This window comes from Rhizobium sp. R693 (assembly GCF_002211315.1).
In the GTDB taxonomy this organism is placed as follows: domain Bacteria; phylum Pseudomonadota; class Alphaproteobacteria; order Rhizobiales; family Rhizobiaceae; genus Rhizobium.
Window position 1 is genome coordinate 47,505 of the sequence record NZ_LOKY01000001.1, and the last position, 24,486, is coordinate 71,990.

General features: G+C 57.6%; 22 protein-coding genes and 4 pseudogenes. 14 read left to right on the forward strand and 12 right to left on the reverse strand.

All coding sequences use genetic code 11. From position 1 onward, the window contains the following. The first annotated feature begins 179 nt into the window (after window positions 1–179). Both ATY79_RS00260 and ATY79_RS00265 read left to right on the forward strand, forming a co-directional pair. The gene (locus tag ATY79_RS00260) at window positions 180–1,577 is read left to right on the forward strand and encodes a trypsin-like peptidase domain-containing protein (RefSeq protein WP_088702553.1); all 1,398 of its coding nucleotides are present in this window, start codon (window positions 180–182) and stop codon (window positions 1,575–1,577) included. A 302-nt stretch (window positions 1,578–1,879) separates the two neighbouring features. Beyond that, window positions 1,880–2,335: a host attachment protein gene (locus ATY79_RS00265; protein ID WP_088702554.1), complete on the forward strand. Its 456-nt coding sequence runs from the start codon at window positions 1,880–1,882 to the stop codon at window positions 2,333–2,335. A gap of 64 nt (window positions 2,336–2,399) precedes the next feature. Here ATY79_RS00265 and ATY79_RS00270 read toward each other — a convergent pair whose 3' ends face one another. Next, window positions 2,400–3,140 (reverse strand): Crp/Fnr family transcriptional regulator, encoded by a 741-nt coding sequence (locus ATY79_RS00270; RefSeq protein WP_088702555.1) that lies wholly within the window; start codon window positions 3,138–3,140, stop codon window positions 2,400–2,402. An 852-nt stretch (window positions 3,141–3,992) separates the two neighbouring features. Here ATY79_RS00270 and ATY79_RS00275 point away from each other — a divergent pair. Next, window positions 3,993–4,316, forward strand: coding sequence for a cytochrome c (locus tag ATY79_RS00275; RefSeq protein ID WP_088702556.1), 324 nt, complete (start codon window positions 3,993–3,995; stop codon window positions 4,314–4,316). 360 nt (window positions 4,317–4,676) lie between these two features. On the opposite strand, the gene ATY79_RS00280 is transcribed toward ATY79_RS00275, so the two are convergent. Continuing rightward, complete coding sequence (locus tag ATY79_RS00280) at window positions 4,677–5,507, reverse strand: universal stress protein (RefSeq protein ID WP_088702557.1); 831 nt, start codon at window positions 5,505–5,507, stop codon at window positions 4,677–4,679. Between the two features lie 806 nt (window positions 5,508–6,313). Then, window positions 6,314–6,633 (reverse strand): annotated as a pseudogene (locus tag ATY79_RS00285) (DUF4158 domain-containing protein); the annotation flags it as partial. 5 nt (window positions 6,634–6,638) lie between these two features. On the opposite strand from ATY79_RS00285, the gene ATY79_RS00290 reads away from it, so the two are divergent. Then, window positions 6,639–6,791, forward strand: a complete 153-nt coding sequence (locus tag ATY79_RS00290) for a helix-turn-helix domain-containing protein (RefSeq protein WP_245312281.1) — start codon at window positions 6,639–6,641, stop codon at window positions 6,789–6,791. Here the strand turns inward: ATY79_RS00290 and ATY79_RS00295 are convergent. Together ATY79_RS00295 and ATY79_RS00300 are read right to left on the reverse strand one after the other, a co-directional pair. Beyond that, the gene (locus ATY79_RS00295) at window positions 6,745–7,140 is read right to left on the reverse strand and encodes a VOC family protein (RefSeq protein WP_088702558.1); all 396 of its coding nucleotides are present in this window, start codon (window positions 7,138–7,140) and stop codon (window positions 6,745–6,747) included. The two genes, ATY79_RS00290 and ATY79_RS00295, sit on opposite strands and share 47 nt — an antisense overlap. Window positions 7,141–7,203: 63 nt before the next feature. Continuing rightward, complete coding sequence (locus ATY79_RS00300; RefSeq protein WP_088702559.1) at window positions 7,204–7,626, reverse strand: Tautomerase enzyme; 423 nt, start codon at window positions 7,624–7,626, stop codon at window positions 7,204–7,206. Between the two features lie 117 nt (window positions 7,627–7,743). On the opposite strand from ATY79_RS00300, the gene ATY79_RS00305 reads away from it, so the two are divergent. Continuing rightward, window positions 7,744–8,343: a TetR/AcrR family transcriptional regulator gene (locus ATY79_RS00305; RefSeq protein ID WP_088702560.1), complete on the forward strand. Its 600-nt coding sequence runs from the start codon at window positions 7,744–7,746 to the stop codon at window positions 8,341–8,343. A gap of 46 nt (window positions 8,344–8,389) precedes the next feature. On the opposite strand, the gene ATY79_RS00310 is transcribed toward ATY79_RS00305, so the two are convergent. The 4 genes and pseudogenes from ATY79_RS00310 to ATY79_RS00320 all read right to left on the reverse strand — a co-directional run. After that, entirely contained in the window at window positions 8,390–8,719 is a 330-nt protein-coding gene (locus tag ATY79_RS00310) for a transposase (RefSeq protein WP_189637930.1), read from the reverse strand. Between the two features lie 258 nt (window positions 8,720–8,977). Continuing rightward, window positions 8,978–9,436: a pyridoxamine 5'-phosphate oxidase family protein gene (locus tag ATY79_RS00315; RefSeq protein WP_088702561.1), complete on the reverse strand. Its 459-nt coding sequence runs from the start codon at window positions 9,434–9,436 to the stop codon at window positions 8,978–8,980. Window positions 9,437–9,453: 17 nt separating this feature from the next. After that, complete coding sequence (locus ATY79_RS30705) at window positions 9,454–9,627, reverse strand: hypothetical protein (RefSeq protein ID WP_189637931.1); 174 nt, start codon at window positions 9,625–9,627, stop codon at window positions 9,454–9,456. A 169-nt stretch (window positions 9,628–9,796) separates the two neighbouring features. Next, window positions 9,797–9,916, reverse strand: a pseudogene (locus ATY79_RS00320) (BON domain-containing protein); the annotation flags it as partial. A 207-nt stretch (window positions 9,917–10,123) separates the two neighbouring features. Here ATY79_RS00320 and ATY79_RS00325 point away from each other — a divergent pair. Then, window positions 10,124–10,689, forward strand: a pseudogene (locus tag ATY79_RS00325) (BON domain-containing protein). Between the two features lie 240 nt (window positions 10,690–10,929). Here ATY79_RS00325 and ATY79_RS00330 read toward each other — a convergent pair. Then, window positions 10,930–12,480 carry a bifunctional aminoglycoside phosphotransferase/ATP-binding protein gene (locus tag ATY79_RS00330; protein WP_088702562.1) on the reverse strand — a complete coding sequence of 517 codons (1,551 nt, stop codon included), beginning with the start codon at window positions 12,478–12,480 and terminating at the stop codon, window positions 10,930–10,932. A 387-nt stretch (window positions 12,481–12,867) separates the two neighbouring features. Here ATY79_RS00330 and groL point away from each other — a divergent pair, with 387 nt between their 5' ends. Continuing rightward, complete coding sequence (gene groL / locus ATY79_RS00335) at window positions 12,868–14,484, forward strand: chaperonin GroEL (protein WP_088702563.1); 1,617 nt, start codon at window positions 12,868–12,870, stop codon at window positions 14,482–14,484. Between the two features lie 181 nt (window positions 14,485–14,665). Here groL and ATY79_RS00340 read toward each other — a convergent pair whose 3' ends face one another. Further along, a complete protein-coding gene (locus ATY79_RS00340) occupies window positions 14,666–15,259 on the reverse strand; it encodes a phosphoribosyltransferase family protein (RefSeq protein WP_245312282.1) in 594 nt (197 codons plus the stop codon). 693 nt (window positions 15,260–15,952) lie between these two features. Next, on the reverse strand, window positions 15,953–16,306 hold the full coding sequence (locus ATY79_RS00345) for an ATPase inhibitor subunit zeta (RefSeq protein ID WP_088702565.1): 354 nt from the start codon (window positions 16,304–16,306) through the stop codon (window positions 15,953–15,955). Window positions 16,307–16,800: 494 nt separating this feature from the next. Between ATY79_RS00345 and ATY79_RS00350 the strand changes: the two genes are divergently transcribed. The 7 genes and pseudogenes from ATY79_RS00350 to ATY79_RS31195 form a co-directional block, all read left to right on the forward strand. Further along, complete coding sequence (locus tag ATY79_RS00350; RefSeq protein WP_088702986.1) at window positions 16,801–17,325, forward strand: Hsp20/alpha crystallin family protein; 525 nt, start codon at window positions 16,801–16,803, stop codon at window positions 17,323–17,325. Window positions 17,326–18,042: 717 nt separating this feature from the next. After that, complete coding sequence (locus ATY79_RS00355) at window positions 18,043–18,408, forward strand: SPW repeat protein (RefSeq protein WP_088702566.1); 366 nt, start codon at window positions 18,043–18,045, stop codon at window positions 18,406–18,408. A 79-nt stretch (window positions 18,409–18,487) separates the two neighbouring features. Further along, a complete protein-coding gene (locus tag ATY79_RS00360; protein WP_088702567.1) occupies window positions 18,488–18,799 on the forward strand; it encodes a DUF5335 family protein in 312 nt (103 codons plus the stop codon). A gap of 65 nt (window positions 18,800–18,864) precedes the next feature. Next, window positions 18,865–21,492 (forward strand): magnesium-translocating P-type ATPase, encoded by a 2,628-nt coding sequence (gene mgtA, locus ATY79_RS00365; RefSeq protein WP_088702568.1) that lies wholly within the window; start codon window positions 18,865–18,867, stop codon window positions 21,490–21,492. A 182-nt stretch (window positions 21,493–21,674) separates the two neighbouring features. Beyond that, window positions 21,675–22,631: an ABC transporter ATP-binding protein gene (locus tag ATY79_RS00370; RefSeq protein ID WP_245312301.1), complete on the forward strand. Its 957-nt coding sequence runs from the start codon at window positions 21,675–21,677 to the stop codon at window positions 22,629–22,631. A gap of 701 nt (window positions 22,632–23,332) precedes the next feature. Beyond that, window positions 23,333–23,866 carry a transcriptional regulator gene (locus ATY79_RS00375; RefSeq protein ID WP_088702988.1) on the forward strand — a complete coding sequence of 178 codons (534 nt, stop codon included), beginning with the start codon at window positions 23,333–23,335 and terminating at the stop codon, window positions 23,864–23,866. Window positions 23,867–24,184: 318 nt separating this feature from the next. Further along, window positions 24,185–24,325: pseudogene (locus ATY79_RS31195) on the forward strand (LysR family transcriptional regulator); the annotation flags it as partial. Window positions 24,326–24,486 lie beyond the last annotated feature (161 nt).

A 24,486-nucleotide genomic window follows, 5' to 3' on the forward strand; every position in this document is an offset into this window, starting at 1 on the left:
AAATGGTGACCATCCGCCGGAACCAAGATGGTAACTCCTGCTCTGTCAGAGCGGCCCGCCCGCCTCTTGTAGAGCCGCCAGTCTTGCGCAATTTCCGGCAAATTTGCGCTTAATCAATGCGCTCAAACTCCTTCTCCACAATCTGGTCCTGCACACGCTGGTGACAAAGGAGGCGAGGCATGGCTGGCAGCAATTTCCTTGATGGCTTGAGGAGCATGGCATTTGTCATTGGCGCACTCGGGCTCGCCATCGGGTCCCTCGAGGCGGCCGACGCAGGACAATCGGTAACCCCGTCGCTGGCACCGATGCTCAGCCGTGTCATCCCAACGGTCGTCAGCATATCCGTGCGCGGAAAATCGAGCGACGAGCAGGACGACACCCTCTACCTGACGCCCGGCGCGCAAAACAAATTGTCCCCGAGCGATACGGTTGCAGGTCAGATCTCGGAGACGGCAGGAACCGGGGTCATAACGGATGCGCGCAATGGCTACATCCTCACGAACAATCACGTGATCGAGGGCGCAACGTCCATCAAAGTGACGATTGCCAGTGGTGAAAGTTATGACGCGATCGCTGTCGGCGCCGACGCCCAGACCGATCTGGCTGTCATAAGAATCAGGGCGGTCGGACTGAGCCAGGCAGTGCTGGGAGATTCCGCTTCGTTGAAAGTCGGCGACTATGTGGTCGCTATCGGTACTCCATACGGCCTGGGGAAGTCGGCGACGTTCGGCATCGTCAGCGCGCTCGACAGATCGGGGCTGGGGTTGGTGTCCGAGGAGGGCTTCATCCAGACCGATGCATCCTTGAACCCTGGCAATTCCGGAGGCGCCCTCGTCAACCTTGAGGGCAAGGTGGTGGGCATCAACACCGCGATCCTTGGACCATCGGGAGCAAACATAGGGATCGGATTTGCAGTCCCGATCAATACGGCAAGCGCGATCATGCGGCAGCTCGTTGCGCAGGGGGAGATCCGGCGCGGCCAGCTTGGAGTGCAGGTTCAAGACAACAGTGCAGATTTTGCAAAGGCCCTTGGAGTGAGCACCTCGACGGGAGCCTTGGTAAACGAAGTGCGCCCTCAATCCCCCGCTGCCAAGGCCGGCATCGTTGTTGGTGACGTCATCGCTGCGCTCGACGAAGTTCCAATCTCGGGATCAACCCAGCTACGGGCGCGCATATCGGCTCTTGCGCCAGAAACGGTCGTCGAGCTCACGCTTCTGCGACGTAGCGGCAATGTCGAGGTTGAAGCGACGCTCGCCGCCGCCGCCGCGGCAGAGCCTCCGGTCGAAACTGTCGACTATGTCGAAGGAAAGGGGTTGCTCGATCTGGTAACGCTGCAAACCCTTGATGCCGCATCCGAGGCGTTCGGAAAGGTCCAAGGTGCCGTGATATCCTCGATTTCAGACAATAGCCCGGCTGCCGCTGCCGGCTTGCAGCCCGGCGACATCGTCACCAGCGTTAATCAGACGAACGCAACGACACCCGAGATGGTGGTCGAGCTATCGAAGGCTTCGACAGACCTTCTGCTTCTCGGCATCTTCAGGGACGGTCACAGAAGCTTCTTCGTCGTCAAGCGATAAACCATCGGACGGATTTGATGTCGGATGCCAAATCACCCTTGGAGACTGGCGACACCAAAGGGAGCATCCCTTGTCTCGGCACCGTCCGGACCTGTCACCGGTGGCCGACGACGATCGAGACGGGTCGCCGCCTGCCCGCAGGCGCAAGCATCAAGATTTCTGGCGACCGCGAGCAAAGGAGGCAAGTTTGATCCAGTGCAATGCAGGCCGTCCGGCCAAACCATAGATTGGGTCTGTCAAGTCAAGAGGCAGGTCATGCGATCCCGCATTTTTGCCTGCCTTTGTGAAGGAGGACGACGAAAATGAATAAAATACGGATTCGCGCGAAGGACTGGATCCTTGTTTGCGATGGGTCAAAGGCGCTCCTTTTATGCAACGATGGAGACGCGCAAAACTTGAACCTCGTCGAAATCCGCACGACGAGCAACGAGGGCGCACCGACGCGCGACCTGGGAGACGATCGGCCAGGTCGCGTCTACGGAACGGCCGGCGGCGCGCGGAGCGCTGTCGAGACGCCGGACCTGCACGAGCGCGATGAACAGAATTTCCTCCTCGGCGTGGCGAGGGAAGTGGAGAAAGACATTGCCCGGGGCGCCCTGCAGCGGTTGCTACTGGTTGCCCCTCCTCGCGCGCTGGGCATTCTGCGAGCAAGCCTTACGTCCGCCCCCAAGAATGTAATTGTCGGAGAAATCGCCAAAGACTTCACGAAGATGCCTGTCCATGAAATCGAAACGCGGTTGGAGGCTTACAATCATTGAGGCTGCCGCGACCCTGGTTGATCCGGCCAAAGGGGGTATCGCAATGTTTGTCGCGGCTTGCCTTCTAGTGATGATAGTACTCTTGCATACCCTCGAGGCTGTCATCATCGTCCGTTTCGTCTTCGCCGGCCCGCTGCACAAGTGCCGACTTCTTCAGCACCAGAATTTCATGCCTGCGGCCGGCCGATAAAATACCCTGCCCCGCCAGCTTCGTAACCGTGCGCGAGACTGTCTCGATCGTCAGGCCCAGATAGTCGGCGATATCAAGCCTGGTCATGGGCAGATTGACCACGTTTGCTTCACCACCTTGAGCCATGCTTTTCTGCAACCGGGCCAAGAGGAAACTGCACAAACGTTCTTCGGCGCTCTTGCATGACAACAGCACCATCTGATCTTGCGCTGCTGCCACCTCGTCGCAAAGTTGGGAGAGTAGTACGGGTCGCAAATCCGGGCGGGCGAGAAGTTGCTTCTCGAATGCCACCTTAGTCTGCCGCTGGAACGCGACATCGTCCAATACTTCGGCACTATAGAGATAGCGATTCTTGAAGGAGACCCCGACGATGTCGCCCTTCGCAAGAAAACCCGTAATTACGCGACGTCCGTCGTGAAGCTGCCGACAGATTCGCAGGTTGCCCTCGCGGATGGCAAAAACATGGAGGGCAGGGTCGCCTTCAAAAAATACGATCTGTCCCGCCGTCGCGCGCTCTAACGGACTATGGTCGAAAAGCGCGCCGAGGCCGCGTTGCTCGCCTACCGGGTTGGCTTCTGCATACAGGGGTCGGACATTGAGACTGTTCGCGAACATGATATGCTCCCTGCAATCATGAAGTTTGCAGTAGACGATCGCAATGTCACATCCCGATGCCACTTCCGTGCCAATTGGTCTCAGTTTGTGACTGTCTGTGACAGACCCGCCGCGGCATGCCGCGGATTGCAACGCTGCAGCTGCTGTCGACGAGGCGATGGCGACTTGGCAGAGACCGACACAAAGCCTGTCGCAAGGGCTTCTTGCCTATCGTCGTGACCCAAAGTTCATGCCACCCTTGCCCAGACGCGCGGCAAGGGCCGACGTCCGAAGGCCCTCAAGTGCTCGCCAGAGGTGACCTGCCGATCTATCGACCGCGGCCGGGAGAAGCTCAACGGCGATAAGCGTCGCGATCTTCGAAGGACATACGAGAAGCGATTGAGGATCGGCGCCAATACCCGTGGAGCATTGGTACGCCGCGATCGTTCATCCAGTCATCGCCAACACCATCGATGCCACGTGCAAAATACCCATCACCTGGGGCTCAGCGGCCAGAGTATGCGAACATAGAAAAGCCGCGGCCCAGGACCAGACAAAGCTCGCGCTAGCGCTAGCGCGCTTCAGGTCAAAAATTCGCAGTCTGAGGGGCCGACTGCCGGCATCAACTGGCAATCGATTCCAGCCTCGCCGAAATGCGCAGCCAGCCGTATGCGGCCCCTTTTTATGATGTTCGGGTCCGAAACCGGACAAGAGCGCAAATGCATTGATTAGCATCAAAGATGTCTGGGCCAACTCTCTGTAAAGTTTTCAGGGAGTTCAAGCGGTCCTCGGCGCCCAGCAAGGTGCCGATGGATAGCTGGTTTCACGAAGTATTGCCTCGCTCGACGAGCCAAGCGGAGGAAAGCGCGACCCATGACCCGAACAGGCATTTTATCAGGGGCGCTCGCCGTTGCTCTCGTTTTGGCGTTCTTTGATGAGGGCGTTACGGCCGATCTTGAGCGCGGACGCGGCATCGCTCTACGCTGGTGTGGTGAATGCCACGTCGTTGCTCCCGGACAGGTTCGTGGCTCGGATTCCGTGCCAACTTTCGCTCAGATTGGCGGATCCGAGCACTTCAACGAGACGCGATTGTCGGACTTCTTGACATCTCCCCAGCACTCACGAATGCCCAACCTCTCACTGACACGCTCAGAGATTGCTGATCTCGTGGCCTACATCAAGGCGCAGCACCATTAGCAAAGCACCTCGCCTTCATCCTGTTTAGCTGACGCGTAAAAGGTCGTGCTTCTCACGTCGTATCGATTTGCCTCACGCAGGATCGAGATCGCTGACAACCGCTTTCAGGCCGCCACTTTCGACGAGGCTGGTTGCGTTCACCAAGAGCGCGGTGCGAGGCGATCAGAAGCCGTCGCCGCATATGCCTTCGGTGATCTCGCTTGCGATGGCTCCGGTAGCTCGTGGGTGGCGTATGCGTATCGGCGGTTTCATGGCGGTCGCTTCGCGCAGCGGAGAGGCTCGCGGCAGGTTTGCTCCCTGATGAAGGGAACTTGATGTCGTTCTCAATGATCGCGAAAGAATTCGCGTCCGGCTGCCTCGTCAATGCGATAGGAAAAGGGGGACATTGCAATTCTTCAGCATGAAGCGCGTAACGCCGCCGAAAAGCCGCTGCTGGAGCCGTGGATGGTTGTAGGCACCCATGACGATCATGTCGGCAGCGACGTCTTTCGCATGTTGCAGCAGGGCCTCGTCCACACGCCGCCCGCCGCTTGCCAGCTGGTCGACGTCCACTTTCACGCCATGCCGAGTGAGAAACATCGCAATATCGGCGCCCGGCTCTTCGCCGTTCTTATAGCTCCTGGCGACAGGATCTACGAGCGTCACGTGCACCGCGTCGCAGCCTTTGAGAAATTCCAGGGATTGGCGGGTGGCACGCGCCGCCTCGCCGCTGGAATCCCAAGCGAGAAGTATGGACTTCGGAAATGACGCGACCGCCTGCATGCGGGGGTTGACGAGGATTGGTGTCGGAGATTGGAACAGGGCCCCGTCGATGATCCTACGTTGGAGATCCTCATCGCCGGCAGCTTGGGCTCCGACCAGAACGAGGTCGGCGTAGAAGGCATGCTGCGCAATGTCATCGTCTGCCCACGCGAATTCCGTGTAGACTTCCTCTATGTCGAAGGACAGTTCTGTGCTTTCCAGTATCTTCTGAATGGCGTCCGCTTCTTCGGCGAGACGATCGATCTGGCTCTGCTGCTCGTCGAGCCAGGTGATCGTCACGGGGTAGACGGAGACTGGCGGAACGGAACACATACAGATTACCATCGCGGTCATGTGCGCTCCCTGCGCTTCGCAGAACTCAATGGCAGACTTGATGTCCTGGTCCCAGCGGTCGACGCTGAAGACACACATGACGGTCTTGATGCTCATGGCACTAACCTCCCGGTCATATGGGACAAGGCTATCGCGTTCTGAAAGGGTTACCTTGATATGCGTCAAAGTGTTGTTGCTCGTTGTTCATCAGCCTGGATGAACAAGCGCGATAAAAGCCGACAATGACTTGCATTGATCGTGATCATTCGGGCTATGTCGCCCATCCGGCCGCCTTCAAAGCAATGACCTCGCCACGTCAATCCGCGCCATTGACCAACTTAGGCCGCGCGCTCGTTGGGTGGCCAATTCACCAAACAATGGTCGCGGCGCGCTTAATTTCCGCGCCTGAAGGATCATCACAATAGAACGGCAAGGGCGGCCTGCACACGATCCATGTCATATTGAGATTACTCACACCGGCTTCGACTCGGATCGATCTGTGCCGGATGGGACAGGAGGATCTCCAGACGGCATAACCTGCTGAAGGACATAGGGCTCGTCTCGCACTGGGCGATGGTGCAGCAAAGTCGCCCGGTCTTAACCCGCTGCTTCACGAATATACCCGAGCCATTTTGACCCAGCGCAATGAACAAAGTTCTCATTGGATGAAGGATGCCTGGCGAAATAGGAAAGGAGCCGGCAATGCTAAAGATCTCTGTGATATGCCTTGCGATCGCGGCGACGGTTCTTGTTGATTATACCGTCGTGGCAAAGACGCGTGGACAAAGCCAGGTCGTCAGTGCCCAATCGCAAAAGAAACCACCCAAACTTGGATATCGGGATCTATTCATTCCGCCGACTAAGGGAAACGGGTTCTGACATCTCATTTTCTTCACAGCGTGCTCACCGCCCTGATGTCCGTTGTCACGCAACGCCTCCATATGCTCCTGGCGGGTCTGCCGCCGGGCGGCATGGGTGAGGAGCGCATCAGCCGAGACGCCGAGTTGAGCCCCGATGAACCACAGAACCTCATGCGGGATCACTTCGCCCGGAGCCGGCGCGCGCCCCGGATATCGCAATGCGAAAAGCTGCAGGGCGCACCCCAACCTGTTTTCCGGCCCGCGGCGATGTAAGCCGGATCATCGTCGCCCACTGTGTAACGCCGAAATAGTGACAATTCATCGGTCGGCATATCAAACAGCGCTGAGCGCTGTCGCTCGGTGAGAACATGTCGTCTTGGCATCCCGATTGTCGCTAGTCGCAGAAGGCCGCAGCTACCGCTGGATCGCTCACGATCTCGGCATCAGCAAGAATACAGTGACCAGCATCGTCCAGCGCTATCGCTTTGAAGACTCTAAACTTTGCAATCCAGCATCCACTGAACCCCGTACCTATCCGTGAGCTTGCCATAGTAGCTCCCCCAAGGCTGCATCGCGAGCGGTGTCGTCACCTTACCGCCAGCCGCCAGCTTCGCAAACAGGTCGTTAGTCCGACCGCGATCGTCCATGATGAGAATATGAGCCGAGCCTCTCATCGGCTCGGCGTCGTGATTGTCCGAGGCGAAGAACAAAATTCCTGGGCCCTCGAAACGGGCATGCATCACCTTACCCTTCATCCCCTCGCTGGCAAGTGGAATGCCGTGATCTCCGTGGCGCATCAACATGGTTACCCCACCAAGACCGCATTCCGCATAGAAGGCGAGCGCAGCATCACACTGCGTGGTGAAGAAGAGATAGTTGGCCAGTTGCATAGTTCAAATTCCTACTGCTGCCGGGCCTTCTGGCCCGGCTTTTCTTCTGAATGTCCAATGTGGTTACGTAGCCGACCCAGTGATGGCGCGTATAAGGTCATCGTTGTCATAGCTGCGGCCAGCAATCCCCCAAGCTCCGTCAGGTGCATAGGTAATGTTCGACCAAATATGTTCGCGTCGGAGCCGCCCGCCTGCGGCTCGTTCGACCACATCGGTTGCTTTCTCGATAAAGGCTCGCTTAGCTTCCGGCGCCGCCAGTGCGATCTCTGGCAGTTTCAGTTCGACGAACGCTGCTTCTGCTGGTTTCCCGGCCACAAGCACGTGCTCTTTAGGAAGGACGTTTATCGAGCCGACCACATTCGAAGTCATGAACACATTTCCGTTGAGGCCGGAGACCTCAAGAACGGCCTCTGTCAGCCCTGCAAAGGCCTCCGCCTGCGCGGCAGGCGACAGCAGGCCTTCCGGTATGGTCAGTGTGATGGGCATGGTCTCTCCTTGTTTTAGAGATGTCCGGGTGCGATATATACCGGACGCTCTCTATTGATAGAGAGTGAAAACTCTCTAATCAAGATAAAAAGAGTGCCTGCTCTTTATGAGGTCTAAATGCGCTACACCGCTGAACATAAGAAGCGTACCCAGGCGAAAGTCATCGCAGCTGCTGGGCAGATGTTTCGTAAGGAAGGATATGGTGGCGCGGGCATCGACGCGCTGACAAAGGCAGCAGGAGTGACGAACGGTGCCTTCTACGGGCACTTTCGATCCAAGAGCGAAGCCTTCCGCATTGCCGTCCTTACTGGGCTGGAAGAATTGCGGCTGGGAATATCGGCCCTTAGGGCCGAACACCAACAGCGCTGGCTGAAAAACTTCGTCACCTATTATTTGGGGTACAAGCGGACATGCGATCTCGGTGAAAGCTGCGCGTTGCCAAGCTTGTCGGCCGACGTCATGCGCACCGGCAACGAAACCCGAGATGCCTATACCGAAGAATTGCAGCGCCTCATCACGGAAATCGCTGCTGGCCTCCCAGAGGGTGCGCCAGGTGATCGTGAAGATACTTCGCGAGAAGATCGGGCCATTCTATTGCTCGCCCTGCTTACCGGTGGTGTCACTCTCGCTCGGGCTGTATCGGATCCTGCGCTATCGGAGAAGATTGCCGGGCTTGTGACGACGGAAGCGCTACGCCTGGGGAGACCGGAAGCGTAAGGCAAGCAAGCCTATCAATTGGCGATTCGCCAAGCGGCCGTCCGGGTCAAGAGCTTAACGTGTCCTTTCGCCCCCAGCCGGAACAGACCCTCACACAGCGTTCGGCCAGTTCGACACACAACTCGTCCAACGTTACGTCACCATTCCCGGCAATACGCGTGGCAATCCAATCGCTGTGCGCAATCAATTCGCCGCCGCCTGGTGGATGACCCTGCTTGCCCCGCGCGACCGAGCGCTTCAATCGGTGCAGGATCATCATATTGTTGACGAACCGAGGCGAAACCCGGAAATGCCGGGATGCTTCGCGATGACTATTGCCTTCCTCTACGAACGCAACCACTCGCTCACGCAACTCTATTGGATGCGGCTTGTCCATGGTCGCCTCCCCCTTCCATGGCCAAGTGAATCGTCAAAACGGAATCCTGAATCACGTAAGCTGCGACACGCTTTAGTAGATCCGCCTTGAGATTTGGGGGAGCGTTTCCGATGGAGCAGAGCAGCCATTGACGGCGCCTGCCACCAATCTCTTCATCTCTTCAATGCCTTGGGGTCCATCAGAGACAACCGTTGGGTGGCTGGACCTACGGAAGGCCTTTATGCTTATGGGCGACGAAGGACATCGTTGCCTGCACATTTAGCCAATCTGCATCGCGGCTCGGCCGGAGACGTCGTTCATATAAATGCCGTAAAAGATATGTGTGTAGGCGTGCGCTGGCGGAACCTCGTCGGGCTTCAGCGAGCCGATCTCCCACCAATCGATGTGTTTCTGCAGCAAAGACCAAGCGTGAAGACGTTCTTCGTGCCAGACTTCGTCGTCGGGAAACTCCTGGAAACTGCCAGTGAGCACGACGCTTCTCCAGCTGCCCTTCGATGGCCATTCCTCGACCTGAAGGCATACCTTCGGATTGTGTCGCATCCACTCGACTTTGCGTCCAGGCATGGCGAAGCTGTAGGCCACTCTTGACTGAAACGCGAAGTAGATCGGAACGACGTAAGGTTGCCCGTCGTTGCTGCAAGCGAGATGGCCGTAGTGCCCTCCTTTCAGCATTTCCAGGCATTCCGCATGCGTCATGTTTTTCAATGCCATTGACATTTCAATCGCTCCCTTCCTCAAAGGCGATCCTCGATCGATCGTTGCAGACGAAAATCCGACCGGGTGACATCGCTGTTTGCACGATACAAGAGCACGCTGAACACGGTCGCGATCATCACCATGAGAACGAGCAGCAACGCATGGCCAAGAACCAACCAGCGCAACCATTTGTAACCGTCTTGGGCGTGCATGTTGGCAATCCTACTTGTTTAGCCAGGCCGGATTCAGCCTTGTCAATTCTGTTCGCGCCATCCAGGATCAACCGTTGACCGCAAGATTGTTGGTGACACTGACAACCCCAGGAATCGACCATGCCGCCGCTCCGCAGCATTGCGTTCCCGCCAACCGGTGACGCCACCCGACATGGCCTGACAGGGTGACAACGCCCTCCTCCACCGCGACGCCGATATTGGCTGCATCGACGCTCGGTTCACACCCGAGTTCATCGATAATGCTTTGGCGCAGTGCGAGATCGTTCATGACGTTCCTCCATTGACCAAAGCTCATCGAGGGAAGAACTTGCGTTCATAATCCGTCCCTTTTGGCTGACCTACATTGCGCTTGATCAATTGAGACGAAATTGTGCGACAGCTGGTGCCGCGGGCGCCGTGTTGAGCCAGGTCAAAGTTCACGTTTCCGTTCGTCGTCAAAATCGATCTTCGTCGAAGCATGGAAGGAGGCATTCCCCTGACAGACGTTACGCTAAGACAGTATGTACTGGAGCGTACTGGAGCCGAGCATCGATGCGGCCCATATAGGTGTCACGGCAGAAGGTGGTGTGATCATATTGACCGCCACGTTGCCACCGACGCTGAAAAACCCATATGGCACGCATATCACCGCGCACAACGAGATCGCGAAGCGCCCCATCAGCGCGCTTGCATGGCGCACAACCGTACCAAGGGATGCGGTCACCGCCAGGGTGCAGAACGGCTGGGTAACGCTCGAAAGGTAAAGTCGGATGGCAGTACCAGAAAAGCGCGGCTGCGACCGCCGTTCGTGATCTGGCCGGCGTCGTCGGTATCTCCAACCTTATTGCCATTGCGCCTCGCCCAACCTCAAGCGGCGGATCGAAGAAGCGTTTCGGCGCGACGCAGAACTCGAGGCTCAATCCATTCGAGTAACTGTGCTTGACGGCAAGGTCACCCTTGATGGAACCGTCAAGCGCTGGTCTGAGCTCCAGGCTGCGGAACATGCCGCGTGGGTCCGCCGCTGGCGTGAAGTCCGTCGAGGATCATCTGCGTCTAAGCTAAAGCTCGAAAGGTTTAGAGGCGCGAAAGGTTTAGAGTTCGCGTCTCGAATACGTTAAGCTCAGCTCTGGCGCTTGATCGTATTTTGCAGCACATGGTGAAGCCGATGGATCAGGCGCCCTTCGGCGTAGTGATTGGGAAGTCTTACAGGAATCCAGAACCAGGTGATGAAACTGCCACTGAACCGCGCATGTTCAGCGGCCCCCGCCTGTCTGTGGCGACGGCCTCCAGCGCGCCGCATTTCTAGATCGAAACATCGAAGTTTTCTTTTGTCGCGTCGCACGGGTGAAGTATCTCATCAATCAGAATACTGATGGGCTTTCCTGCGTCAAACCGCTGCCATGCTATAACGCCTAGCTCGTGATCAAGCTGTCGCTCCAAGACCTCAATTCCGGCGTCCGACACGCCCTTTAATCGGTCGACTACACGCCGCCTAAGAAGTGCTGGATCAGCGTCAAGCCAGACGCCCTGAAAAAATCGTTCATCCCCGTTGCACGACTCTTCAATTGACTTGCGATTCCGCGGCTTGTCGAAGACGCCGTCGACGATCACGCAACCGCCCGCCTTCACGTGGAGGCGCGCACGCCAAGCCATCTCCCGGTAAACCTTAGCCGAGATTTCTGGTCGGTAAGCTGCCGCCGGCAGCTTTGTCTCGGAAGGAACACCGTGCATTGCCTTTCGGAGCCTGTCGCTCTCAATTATTCGGGCACCCGGTGGGGCGCCGACAAGCGGTGCCAGGGCTTCCGCAAGTGTCGTCTTGCCTGAGCCGCTAAGGCCCCCTATCGCCAACAGACGGGGCGGTTTCGCACGCAGCATCGAACCTGCGAGCCGGAAGTATGATCTTGCCTCTTTGATGAGATGGTCGCGCTGCTGCGGCTGCACATCCGTCGCATTGGTTGCAAGAACGTGGGCGCGAACTGCAGCGCGAAGGGCCAGGAAAAACGGCAGCGCCTCGAAGCCCTCCTCGTCGTCCATCTCATCAAGGTAGCGATTCATCAAGCTGTTCGCCAGCCCGAACTCTCTGCGATGCCATAGATCCATCAGCAAGAACGCAAGATCATAGAGTACGTCGCTCGTGGCTATCCGGTCATTGAATTCGATGCAGTCGAACAGACGTGGCTCGCCGTTCAGCAGGAAGATGTTCCTGAGGTGAAGATCGCCGTGACACCTTCGTATTTTTCCCTGCTGACCGCGTTGTTCAAGGAGATCGGCGAGACCCGCAAGAGACTGATAGAAGCTGGATGTGAGCCCTAGCACCTCCTCTCGAGAAAAGACATTGCTTGTTGCAAATCCAGCTTCGTTGATCTCCAGAACCGACGAGACGGCTCTTCTCCCTGAAACCGTGTCGTCAGGTTTTGCGCCACGATGATAGCGCGCGATTGCGTATGCCAATGAGTTGATCATTTGACGCGTCAAGCCGCCCGACCTGGCAACGTTGTCGAGCAACGCCGACTGGTCGAAACGACGCATTTCGACGAGCGCTTCGCGTAACGGGCCACTGCCGTCGATATTGTAATGGCCCGCTGCCTCTTCTGTGATCAATCTAACGCCAAGGTAGGTTTCCGGCGCGGTGACGCCGTTGAACTCGACCTCCTTGTGGCAAGCAGCCAACCGGGCCTCGATCGAAGAGAAATCCACATAAGGAAGTTTGACGGCACGCTTCATTTTATAAGCGCGGTCGCCTGACAGAAAAATGATCGATATATGCGTGCTTATGACTTCGACAGGAAGCTCATCCCTGCGCAAGGCTTCCTTCAAAAAGGCCACGATTGCGGATTGATCCTGGACGAGCATGGAGATCCTCCTTCTTCAGAGGAGAAATCCTGGTCGGCGTGCTCTCGTCCCGCATTGACCGGGGTCAATGCGAACCGTTTCTCAGTGCATTTGCGAGCGGGCCAAACTGCATGTGCCTGCCCCTCAGCACCCCGGTGGCCGTTCCCTCCGGTATGAACAATGTTTCTGAGCGCAGGATTGACGGACCGTTTGTGATCGGGCAGCCCGGCCTTGCAACCAGGCTTGTCCCCGCCCCGTTCCACGCGGCGAAATAAGTCGACGGCCTGTCTATCTGATCACATGACACCAATTTGATACTGGTCAAACAATCTCGGCCTAAAATGCGCCATCCTGAATGGCGCAAGACGGGTGGCTTTCGACAAGCCCGCCACGCGTTGGGAGGCTGTGATGCCATACAAGCAAGTCCTTTTCAGAACCGAAGCTCGCGGCAAGGTGTTGCAAGGAGCTACGAAGCTCGCGGACGCCATCCGCCTTACACTTGGACCGAAATCGAAGTCCGTCCTCATCGAAAAGAAATGGGGTACGCCGATCGTCTGCAACGACGGGGTTACGATCGCGAAGGAATTCAGCCTAAGGGATCCCGAGGAGAACCTCGGCGCCAGAATGTTGCGCACGGCGGCCGAGAAAACGGGCGAGGTCGTGGGAGACGGCACGAGCACATCAACAATTCTTGCGCATGCGATGTTGGCCGATGGTCATCGCAATGTCGTAGCAGGCGCCAATGCAATTGATCTTAAGCGCGGTCTTGACCGAGGCGCGGCCGCAGCAATCAAGGCCCTTGGCGAGCTCTCCCGCCCGGTGACGACGGACAGGGAAAAGGAGCAGGTGGCAGCGATCTCCGCCCACAACAATGAAATGATCGGCAAGCTCGTTGCCACTGCGATGGCAAAGGTCGGGAAGGACGGTGTAATTACCGTCGAGGAATCAAAAACGATGGAGACCCAGCTCGATGTTGTCGAGGGTATGCAATTCGACCGGGGCTATATCTCACCCTACTTCGCCACCGAAACCGAAAAGATGGAAACCGTCTTGGAAGATGTCCGGATTCTGATCTTCGATCGAAAGATCTCTGCCCTCAATGATCTCGTCGGCGTTCTGGAGGCGATCGCGAAATCAGGCAAGGCGCTTTTGGTGATCGCCGAGGAGATCGATGGGGAAGCCCTCGCCACCCTCATTGTAAACCAGATTCGTGGCACTTTGCATAACTGCGCCGTCAAGGCACCCGGCTTCGGTGATCGTCGAAAGGAGATGCTGCGAGACATCGCCATTCTGACGGGCGGTCAGCTCATCTCCCAGGATCTTGGTTTCAAGCTCGAGAATATCACGCTCGAGCATCTCGGAACTGCCTCGCGTGTGATTGTCGACAAGGATACGACGACGATTATTGGCGGCAGCGGCAAGCCGTCGGAAATAAAGGGACGCGCCGACCAGCTCCGTAGAGACATTGAAAAGAGCACCAGCGACTACGATCGTGAGAAGATGCAGGAGCGCTTGGCGAAGCTTTCCGGTGGGGTTGCCGTTATCCGGGTCGGCGCGCCGGCCGAAGCCGAGATGAGGGCAAAGAAAGAGGCCCTCGACGACGCAATAAACGCGACCAAGGCTGCCGTTCAGGAAGGGGTGGTCCCCGGGGGCGGATTAGCACTCCTGCGGTGCGTCAGTGCCGTCGCGGCAGCGGAAGCGCTCTGCGACGGTGACGAGCGAACTGGCGTTCAGATCCTCCGGCGGGCACTGGAGGCGCCGGCGCGCCAAATCGCCGAGAATTCCGCTGTCGATGGCGGAGTTGTCGTTGCTCGGATGCTGGAAAGCCAAGGAATGATCGGTTTCGACGCAGCGCGCAATCGCTATGTTGATATGCTTCAGGAAGGTATCATTGATCCGACGAAGGTCGTGCGTGTCGCCTTGGAAAATGCAGTGTCGGTTGCCGGCGTGCTTCTTCTGACGGAGGCAACAATGACGGAAATTCCCGAACCTCCCCCGTCGCAACAGCCCGAAGCAGTCGCGTAGACTGCCAAGCGATGCGGCCTAATGACTGCTTGTGGTGGCGCCTCGGTCTCGATGATTAAGGACTGGACAAGATCGCTTTGGGAGCCCGCCGCGATCGTGTCCAAGGGCTCCCACCCTCAGCTGTTGCCTTCACGTTTTGCGGCTCACTCCAACTGCACAGGCCCCGTCGTCAGATTGATGCTCAACACCGCTCAAGTAGCTCAACAACCTCCGCGTCAGTCAATTGCGGGAAATTCTCATACTGCAAGCTTACCGCATTAAAAACAGGAGGAATTTCAAGGCAGACGACGTCATCAGCCGCTGCCTTCAGCCGAGGTAGTTCGTCCGATGGTGCAACCGGCACGGCTATGATTATCTTGTCAGGCTTCCTCTGCCTCAGCCCCCGGACGGCTGCCAGCATCGTCGCTCCCGTGGCAATGCCATCGTCCACGATGATTGCGACCCTGCCGGAAGCATCCTGGAGGCATCTTTCGACCAAATAGGTTCGCCGCCTCCGTGCGATTTCTGCTAGCTCTCGTTGCCGCAGGGTATCGAATTCAGTCGGGGAAACTTGAGCGAGGCGGATGATCTCTTCATTGCGCACGGTGATCGGCTCGGAACCATCCACAATGGCGCCCATTGCTACCTCGGGCCGGTTTGGCAGCCCGATCTTCCGTACCAAGAGCACACCAAGTGGCGCGTCGAGATGCTTTGCCACCTCGACTGCCACGGGCACTCCGCCGCGCGGTAGAGCGAGCACCACGATGTCTTTGCCTCGGTATTTTTCGAGCGCCAACGCTAGCTGCCTTCCCGCATCGGACCGATCAATGAATGACAACGTCAACTCCCCAGATTGCGTTCAGTGAGGTGTGTTGAGCCAAGGTGCCGACTGGGCGATGAGGCGGCTCTCAAACGCCGAGGTTCCACCAGATGCTCTTGCCGATTTCGCTCGCCACACTCGTTCGCAAAAGTATCACGAGTGACCATGAAAGCTTAGACTTCGCTTTGGCCTGTCCAAGAAAGATCTCACCGACCCGGAGCGGATGGTGACCCCAACGAGGCGCAACACGACTACGGCTGAGGATAGCACCGCCGCCCTACGCTCAGGCCAGTATCATGGCGGCCTCGGCCGACACTGCCCCCCAAAGCCGCCGCAAGGGCAAGCGGAACAAAGCGAAAGTCGAGATAGATTTCCGAATGGAATCGAACGCGAGCAACATCGCACCGGCCGAGGTACACCCGCGACAGATCCCAAGACAAGCCGTTCGTAGGCGCCGATGAAACGTCGAGACCAGATCAAATGATGTGCCAACGTAAAGACAGCGAGAACGACAAATGCCAGGTTGCCTGCAAATTGCTCCTGGATGCCTGCTGCCATGCATGTGCCTTTTGGGTCGGCTGACGTACGCTCCAAGACGCGGATATACTTCCCGGAAAATCGCAAAGGGCAAAGACCAACTCCAGCGCCTGGAGAGATGGTCGAACCGCGCTAGAAGCCCTGGTGAAGTTTTCCGTGGCCTTCAGTCTTTGCGCTTTCGCGCGCCATATCTTCGGCGGCCATGAACATGAGTTCGTGCATCTCTTTCTGTAGCGTCGCGCCATCGACGTCCTCGCCAGCATCCTGGAGGTCTTTCAGGACCTTTCGCAGAATGACTTCGTCTCCCGGCGCGGACCTGCCCGCATCCATGACTTCGGCAACATAAGCATCCCTGTCATTTCGTCCGATCAAAGAACATACCCACTGCGCCAAGAGGCAATTTCGACGCGACCGCGTTTCGAGCGACCGTTCAAAATCCAAGATGTATCGATCCTCGAGTAATCTTCGTCTATCCTCGCAATCCATGATTTTGTCCTCCAATCGTCATGGTAGGTCCGATCATCAGCCAAGGTCCCAACTCCTTTGACAAGAACCATTACTGATCATTGGGAACGTGCGCATTGACATGCATCAATGTTCAACGGGCCGGATGCTCCTGAAGGCAGTGACGATCAAGCGCTGCGAAAAGGATCGTAGGACTTATCGCGTTCCGGTTGGCTGTCGTTGACAGGTATCAGCGCGCAAGGAGCCAATCGATGGCCCCCACGACTTTCTGCGCTTCACCTCGGCAGGGTTGACGAAGAGCTTGGCTTGATCTGTCGTCGCTGCGAGCACGGGCCAAGCATTGCGGTCGCACCCATCTGGTTTGGACGCGACGGTATGGTCAGCGGAGACTCGTTCTTTGACCGGAATCAAAGTTCGAAGGTGTTGAACGTGCTTTGATCATCCGGCTCAATCTCGAGCACAAGTAACTGTATGGGATCCGGCTTCCGGACCTCCTTGGAAAACAGGAGATGATCATGCCCGATAAGTTCCCCGTTAAGAAAGAACCCAAGACCCCCGCTCCGGCGCAAGGCGGCTTCTGGTCACCGTTCGAGTCCCTTCGCACGGAAATTGACCGTCTGTTCGACGACTTTGGTCCCGCTTCATGGCGTCCTCTAGCCCGGCCTTTGCTGGGAAGCATATCTGGAGGATCGACCGTTGGATGGATGGTGTCACCAGCCGTTGATGTCGTAGAAAAGGACGACGCCTTTGAAATCACGGCGGAAGTCCCCGGCCTTGATGAGAAGAACATCGAGGTCAAGCTCGCGAACGGCACACTGACCATCCGCGGCGAGAAGACCGAGGAGAAGGAGGAGAAGGATAAATCGTATCACGTTTCTGAACGTCATTACGGCTCCTTTCAGCGCTCGTTCCGGCTTCCGGACTACGTCGATACGGAGAAGGTGAGCGCCGCCTTCGCGAAGGGCGTCCTTAAGGTGACACTGCCCAAGACCTCCAATGCGAAGAGAAACGATCGGAAGATCGAGATCACAGCGGGTTGAAAAGCAACCTGCCTCTTGGTGTTGGAACCAGATCGAGCCGACGGCTTTGATGTCGGTTGGTACGCTTGCGTTCGATATGTCATGACGCGGTGCCTTTCCCTATGTCCAAATAAACCCAGCCCCGCGCCTGCGGGGCTTTTTTCGCACGTCCTCGACAAAGGGGGAGCCACAGGCTTCTGTCACATCGGTTTCTTCGGGAGGTCTGCCCCGGCGGCGCAGATGGGTTTGCAGCGCTCACAAGTGCGACAGCCCTCTGGTCTCGATAAGTGGCGATGATCGCCCAGTTCTCAGCTCCAGCGTCATGTCCGGCAGTAACTTGTTCTTCCGATTGAGCGCTCGGCAGCGCATCGAAGAGCGGGCGCAGTTTGGCCGACTGGCATCCAGTAGATCAGCTTCAATCGGGTTCTGCTTTGCGCGACGTAATACGAAGACCGTTCCATGATCCGAAGCCGGTTCGATGGAAAGGTCATGCCGGAACCGCGCAGGCAAGGGCCACAGTGCGATCCGGGCGACAGAAGCGCCTCCTTCCAGGCGGATGGTGACGGAATTCACGATGATCTCGGGGCGACTGGCTTATGTGTTGGCTGTTTGGATGGCGCAGCGCCCTGGCACGCCCGGAATTTCGTTCGCCGATCACTCATTTTGATCGAGCGCAATGTGCCCTGAACCAAGAATTCTATTCTGTCTCCGTCACGAACTCGGCCGTGGGAGGAGGCAATGAACGAACCAGGCCCGCAGGATCCGATAATGGTTACTCTGGGAACATCAGTGTTTGCAGCCCCATGGTTGCTACCGGCTACTTTCGGGGATCCCATGGCGGGCGACACGATGGCGTGGGCCTTTGTTCTGACAGGCCTGGCAACCGGGGCGATCGCAGTGGCAGGCATTGTGCTTCCTGGGCATTGGCAAGCTCTTGTCGAATTTGTGCTCGGCATCTGGCTCATGGTGTTGCCTTGGATCGTCGAGCCGTTCGTGGAGCCGGCTGCCGCAACCTGGGCCGCCATTGTCGTGGGTGCCTTCATTGTCGTTCTTTCAGGCGTTTTTGCTTTCTCAGAATGCGGGCATCGCCCGAGGCAGGAGTAGGATGATGCCCCTTCACACATCGCGCACGACAGAAGCCCTGCTCTCGGGGGCAGGATACCTAACAGAAGGAGATGAAAAGATGAGTGTTACGGTGCTGCCAAAATCCGAATGGACTGCTTATTTCTCGCGCCTTCACAAGGAATTGGAAGGGAGGGAAATCAAGATCGAAGTGCTGGGCGCAACGATCGGTGATCAGGTCCTGGTGAGATCGGCGCCCCTGCTCGGTGCCACCTATGAGCCGAAGGAAGACGCTCTCGAAATATCATTCAAGGGCATGACGCACGTCGTCGATCGCCCGCAGAAGATCTCGATACAGGATGACAATGGAAAAATCTTCGCCATCGAAATTATCGACGACGGGGACAGACATCAGCTCATGACGTTTGCGTAGTTGGGGCCTTCTTTGAAGGGCATTCCAGCTACTGGTCTCCCGACGAAAATTGGAGTTCGAACGGCATGATGAACATAAGAGCTGGAACGCGGATTGCGGAGGCCATCTCCTCGCCCACATCTCCTCTCTTAGACCTCGGGACGATGAGCGAGTGCTCGCAGGACAAAGCTTGTGAGCTGCTTCGTTCAAGCCATTCTGGCATTTCTTCGGCTGAATCTCGCCTTCGGCGAGGGCAATACGGTCCGAACGTGGTCAGTCGCGAGCAGCGCGTGCCCCTGCTGCGCGAGATCTGGTCACGTGCCAGAAGCCCTCTGAACGCCCTACTGCTGGCGCTTTCGCTCGTGTCCTACGCCCTCGGAGATATTCGGGCTGCGATCGTCATATCTGCTATCGTCGTTCTTTCCGTCGGGATGGCATTCCTCCAGGAGCATCGCTCCAGCCAGGCTGCCGCGAAGCTCCGTGCGATGGTAAGGACAACTGCAAGCGTTTGCCGTCCTGGCGAGACGCATCCGAGAACTGAGGATATCGCCGTCGACGATCTCGTGCCCGGTGATGTCGTGGCGCTGTCGGCGGGCGACCTCATTCCCGCCGATCTCCGCCTCCTCGATGCCACGGACCTCTACGTGAACCAGTCGGCGCTTTCCGGCGAGGCAATGCCCGTCGAAAAGCAGGCAGCTCCTCCTCGCAATTTCATTGAGGATGCCTTGGACAGGAGCAATCTCTGCTTCATGGGTTCGAACGTCGTCAGCGGATTCGCTCGAGGCTTGGTGATTCGAACAGGGGCAGACACCTTCTTTGGAGCATTGGCCGAAAAGGTCGTGGCGCAGCAGGAAGAGACGGCATTCGATCGCGGGATCAAGCGGTTTACCTGGCTGATGGTTGGCGTGACTCTCGTTCTCGGCCCCTCGGTATTCCTCATCAATGGAATCACCAAGGGGGACTGGCTGCAGGCTCTGTTGTTTGCCGTGGCGATCGCCGTTGGGCTGACACCCGAGATGCTCCCGATGGCAGTGACCGTCAATCTCGCCAAAGGCGCCTTGGCGATGGCCAGGTCCAAGGTGATCGTCAAGCGTCTGGACGCGATCCAGAACCTTGGTGCGATGGATATTTTGTGCACCGACAAGACCGGGACGCTGACGCAGGACAAGATCATCCTCAAGCAGCACGTCGATATCCATGGCGCGGATTCGCCGCGCGTGTTGCACTACGCTTACCTCAACAGCTACTTTCAATCAGGACTGAAGAACCTCCTTGATGTCGCTGTTCTGGAGCACGGCGACGTCCATGAAGCTCTTGGAGTCGACGAGCATTTCCAAAAGATCGGCGAGATTCCGTTCGACTTCTCCCGTCGGCGGCTGTCTGTGATCGTCTCCGGCGGACACGACAGGCACATTCTCATCTGCAAAGGCGCCGTCGAGGAGATCTTCGCGGTCTCGACGAGGTACGAAGATGCCGGGACCATCAAGACCCTGGACGCCCGACATCTTAAGACGGCCAAGGAGGAGACCGTACTGCTGAATAAGAGCGGCTTCAGGGTCGTCGCAGTCGCCTACAAGGAGATGAGCGGGACGAAGCCGGACTACGGCGTCGAAGACGAAAACGACCTCGTTCTGCTCGGCTACATCTCGTTCCTCGACCCGCCAAAAGAGAGCGCCCGGAAGGCCATCGCCGCACTGCAAGCCAGCGGCGTCCGCGTAAAGATTCTTACTGGAGACAACGAGGTCATCACACGGAAGATCTGCGGTGATGTCGGAATCCAGGTGGCCCAGGACGTCCTTCTCGGCCCGCACCTCGAGGCAATGACTGACGTCGAGCTTGCGAGCACGGCAGCGTCTGCCACGGTTTTTGCGAAACTCACTCCAGGTCAGAAGGAGCGCATCGTGCGACTTCTACGGGCGAGCGGGCATGTGGTCGGGTTCCTCGGTGACGGCATCAACGACGGCCCGGCACTCAAGAGCGCGGACGTCGGCGTCTCGGTCGATAGCGCCGCGGATATAGCCCGGGATTCAGCCGACATCATCCTTTTGGAAAAGAACCTGCTGGTGCTGCGAGAGGGCGTCATCGAGGGGCGCAAGGTGTTTGCGAACATCACCAAGTACATCAGAATGGGCGCGAGCTCGAATTTCGGAAACATGTTCAGCGTCCTCGGTGCGAGCATCCTCCTGCCGTTCATTCCCCTGACAGCAATTCAGGTTCTCACCAACAACCTGCTCTACGACCTCTCGCAAACGGCCATTCCGACCGATACGGTCGACGAGGAATACATCGCATCGCCGCGCCGTTGGGACATAGCTGGCATCTTCAGGTTCATGCTGGTGCTCGGGCCGGTTAGTTCAATCTTCGACTATCTGACGTTCGCCATGATGCTGTTCGTGTTCAAGGCGTGGACGAACCCTGCCCTTTTCCAGACGGGATGGTTTGTGGAGTCCCTACTGACGCAGACATTAATCATACACGTTATACGGACTGGCCGCATTCCCTTCATCGAAAGCTCAGCCAGCCCAGCCCTCGTGACAACGAGCCTGCTGATCGCAGGCGCCGGCATTTGCCTGCCTTTCATTGGCATCGGTACCGCGCTGGGCTTCGTGTCCCTGCCTCTTCTGTATTGGCCAATGCTGGCGGCAATCCTCCTTCTCTATGCAATCCTCGCACATCTGGCGAAGGTATGGTTTGTCCGAAGATGGGGCTTGTAGGAAAGGCTGGCCCCACCCCCACCATGGCGGCAGCCAAATTGCGGTGTGTCAATGAAGGATGGCCCAGGATCTGGCTGAATGTCTTTGCAGGAGGACGCGCGATGGGATTTGAGGGCAGACGACGCGAGGCATCCACTCAGGAAGACACGGAGGCGGACATGCAAATTCGCAAGGAAGAGGCCATGCCGCACAGGCTTTCCGGTTTCATCTTGATGATGGGACAGGGCCATCAGGCGCTGTTGGTGTTGCTGTCGGTTCTTTTGTTTGCCGTGGGAATTCTGCCGCTCGAGGTTCAACGACGCATCGTAAACGGCGCGACGCAGGGAGCAACTCTGACCACGATCCTCGTGCTCGTGGTTACCTACCTGGCGCTCGCCCTCAGCGAAGGTTGCATCAAGCTCGTGTTGAACATCTACCGCGGCTGGATCGGGGAAGTGGCCATCCGGTGGCTTCGCATGAAAGTCATCGATGTGAAAGAGCATCATCCCGATGACCTTACGACCTTGGCCGAAGGCGTCGAAATGTCGATCGTGCTTGCGGAGGCTGAACCTGTGGGCGCGTTTGTCGGCACCAGTTTGTCAGAGCCAATCCTACAGGCGGGCATCCTCCTGGCAGTCGGTAGCTACATGATCTACCTTCAGCCACTCCTCGCTCTGGCCGTCATTGCCGTGTTCGTCCCGCAGTCCGTCCTGGTCCCTATTCTACAGGGGCTGATCAATCAGCGCGTCAAGACGAAGATCACCGTCATGCGCCACCTTAGCGAGGAGATGGTCGACCACACCTCTCCAAAATCGCCGCAGCACCAGGCCGCCCGCGTCCAGCGGTTGTTTTCGACAAACATGAGCATCTACAAACTCAAATATGCGCTCAACTTTCTTATGAACCTGATGTTTCAGCTCGGCTTTGCCGGAATATTCGCGCTTGGCGGCTATTATGTCATAACCGGCAAGATCGAGATTGGGACAGTCGTCGCCTTCATTGCGGGCCTCAACAAAGTGTCGGACCCATGGGGGGCGCTTGTAGACTGGTACCGCGACTTGAGGGTCACGCAAGTGAAGTACGAGCTGATACGCGACGCCAGCACGCCGGACTCGCGCCAACCAAGTGTCGCGCTGCAAACTTTGGGCCAACCCACCTGACAGTCCGGATGTTCAGGACGTTGTCTGCCACCGAGTCGCGGTGGCGGCAACCGATATGAACAGAGGTGGTATCCCTCCACGGGCATCGCACCATCGGGTTGACGGAACCCGCATATCGGCGCTCGGAAAAGCCGGCAACGCTCTGCGGCACCTCAGGGTGGTGACGACGCCCCGGATCGCAAGCACTCGAAGAGTCCGGTCGGAGCGGGTCTGTGCGACGAGAACTCGGCGTGCAGAAATCCAGGAAAACCGGGGAACGGCCACCGTTCCGCGCGCAGTCTCGTCTATGGGCCTGCGGTCGCTCCCGCACCCAGAACAGCGCCCCTGCGCGTCGGCGACCGCGAGAACTTTGCGGTGGATTTGCCTCGCAAACACCCCGCCCCGGTAGCGACGCAAATGTCGCCACGACCGGTGCCAGCTCACAGGCTCCATCCAATTTTGGGCCCGATTGCTTGTTGACGCAGGATCGCGAAATCGCACTGCTTTTAAAGATTCGTCGCCGACCCCCTCCCCCGCGGTGACCGTCCACAGGCGCGATTTTCCGCCGCCTCCTCGATCTGATGGTCGTGGCCGACGTTGACGCGCTCGAGCTGGGCTGGCCCATCAAGAGCTCAAAGAGAACGGGATCCGATTGTGATCTTTTCCTCGGTGGGTTTCGATCGGGCGTTGCGACCAAGTCGGTCCCGCTCTACCTACTGGCCATGATCGTATTCCTTGACTTCGAAGCCTCCTCCCTTAGCAAGCACAGCTACCCCATCGAAATTGCCTGGGTCTTCGAGGACGGTCGCTCGCGGTCGCTCCTGATCAAGCCAAAGCCCGGATGGACGGACTGGTCCGCAGATGCAGAAAAGGTCCACGGTATCTCGCGCGATCGCTTGCAAGAGGAAGGAAGCGACGTCGAACTCGTCGCCAAGGAACTCATGGCGGAACTCTCAGGAAACGAGCTTTATGCCAGTTCGCCTTCGTGGGACGGGAAGTGGCTCAGCACGCTGCTTCGAGGAGGAGGAATGCCACGTCATGCGTTGCGACTGCGGAAATCCGACGATCTCTTTACCGAGGTGGCATTAGCTATCCTCAATACGGGCACTACAGTCGACGTTCCGGCTTTGGTCGCCAATGTCATCGCACGGTCGGAGCCCGCCAACCCGGCTCATCGCGCTCTTCCTGATGCACTCCTCGAGCTTGAGCGGCTCCGTCTTGTCGAGGATACAGCAAGGAAGATTGCCGCCTCCTGACAGATACGGTATTCGGTTTCGAGCTTTGCGACGAAAGAAGACGTATGGATCTATCGGCCGAGAACGCGTTCGCGGGGCCTGAAAGTTCAAAACCGAGTACGCCGGCCCCAACGGTGCGGTAGCCATCTAGCCGCAACGACCTAACTCATGGGAGCAGATCCGTGATCTGGAGATCGCTTCGAGCGAACAGGCCGCTTCGCCCGAAATCAAACCTGTTGATGCCTTCTTTTACCACCATCGTGGCACACGAAAACATTTTGCCAGAAGAGGCAATGTGCTCGAAAAGTTCCGCCAACGGCTACAGTCGTCGATATCGAGCTTCCTGCCCCCGTCGATCTCGGAACTTTTCCGGTCGAGATGGCTTGGCATGTTCGCTACCGCCACGACCCGGCCCACAGGTGGTTGCGTTCGGTGATAGGTGAACTGGCAAAGGAGGTGACTGCTGGGGAAACCTGGTGATCGCCATGGTCCGATTGGCATTGGTGGCGATCTGAGCACCTGAACAGCAATGGCAAATGCTTGATGGGATTGGAGCCACGAACCTGTCAGCAGAGATCACGCAAAGACTTACCGCAACAGTTGGGATCCGAACTGAAGACCCCGGTGCTTCACCGTCGTCG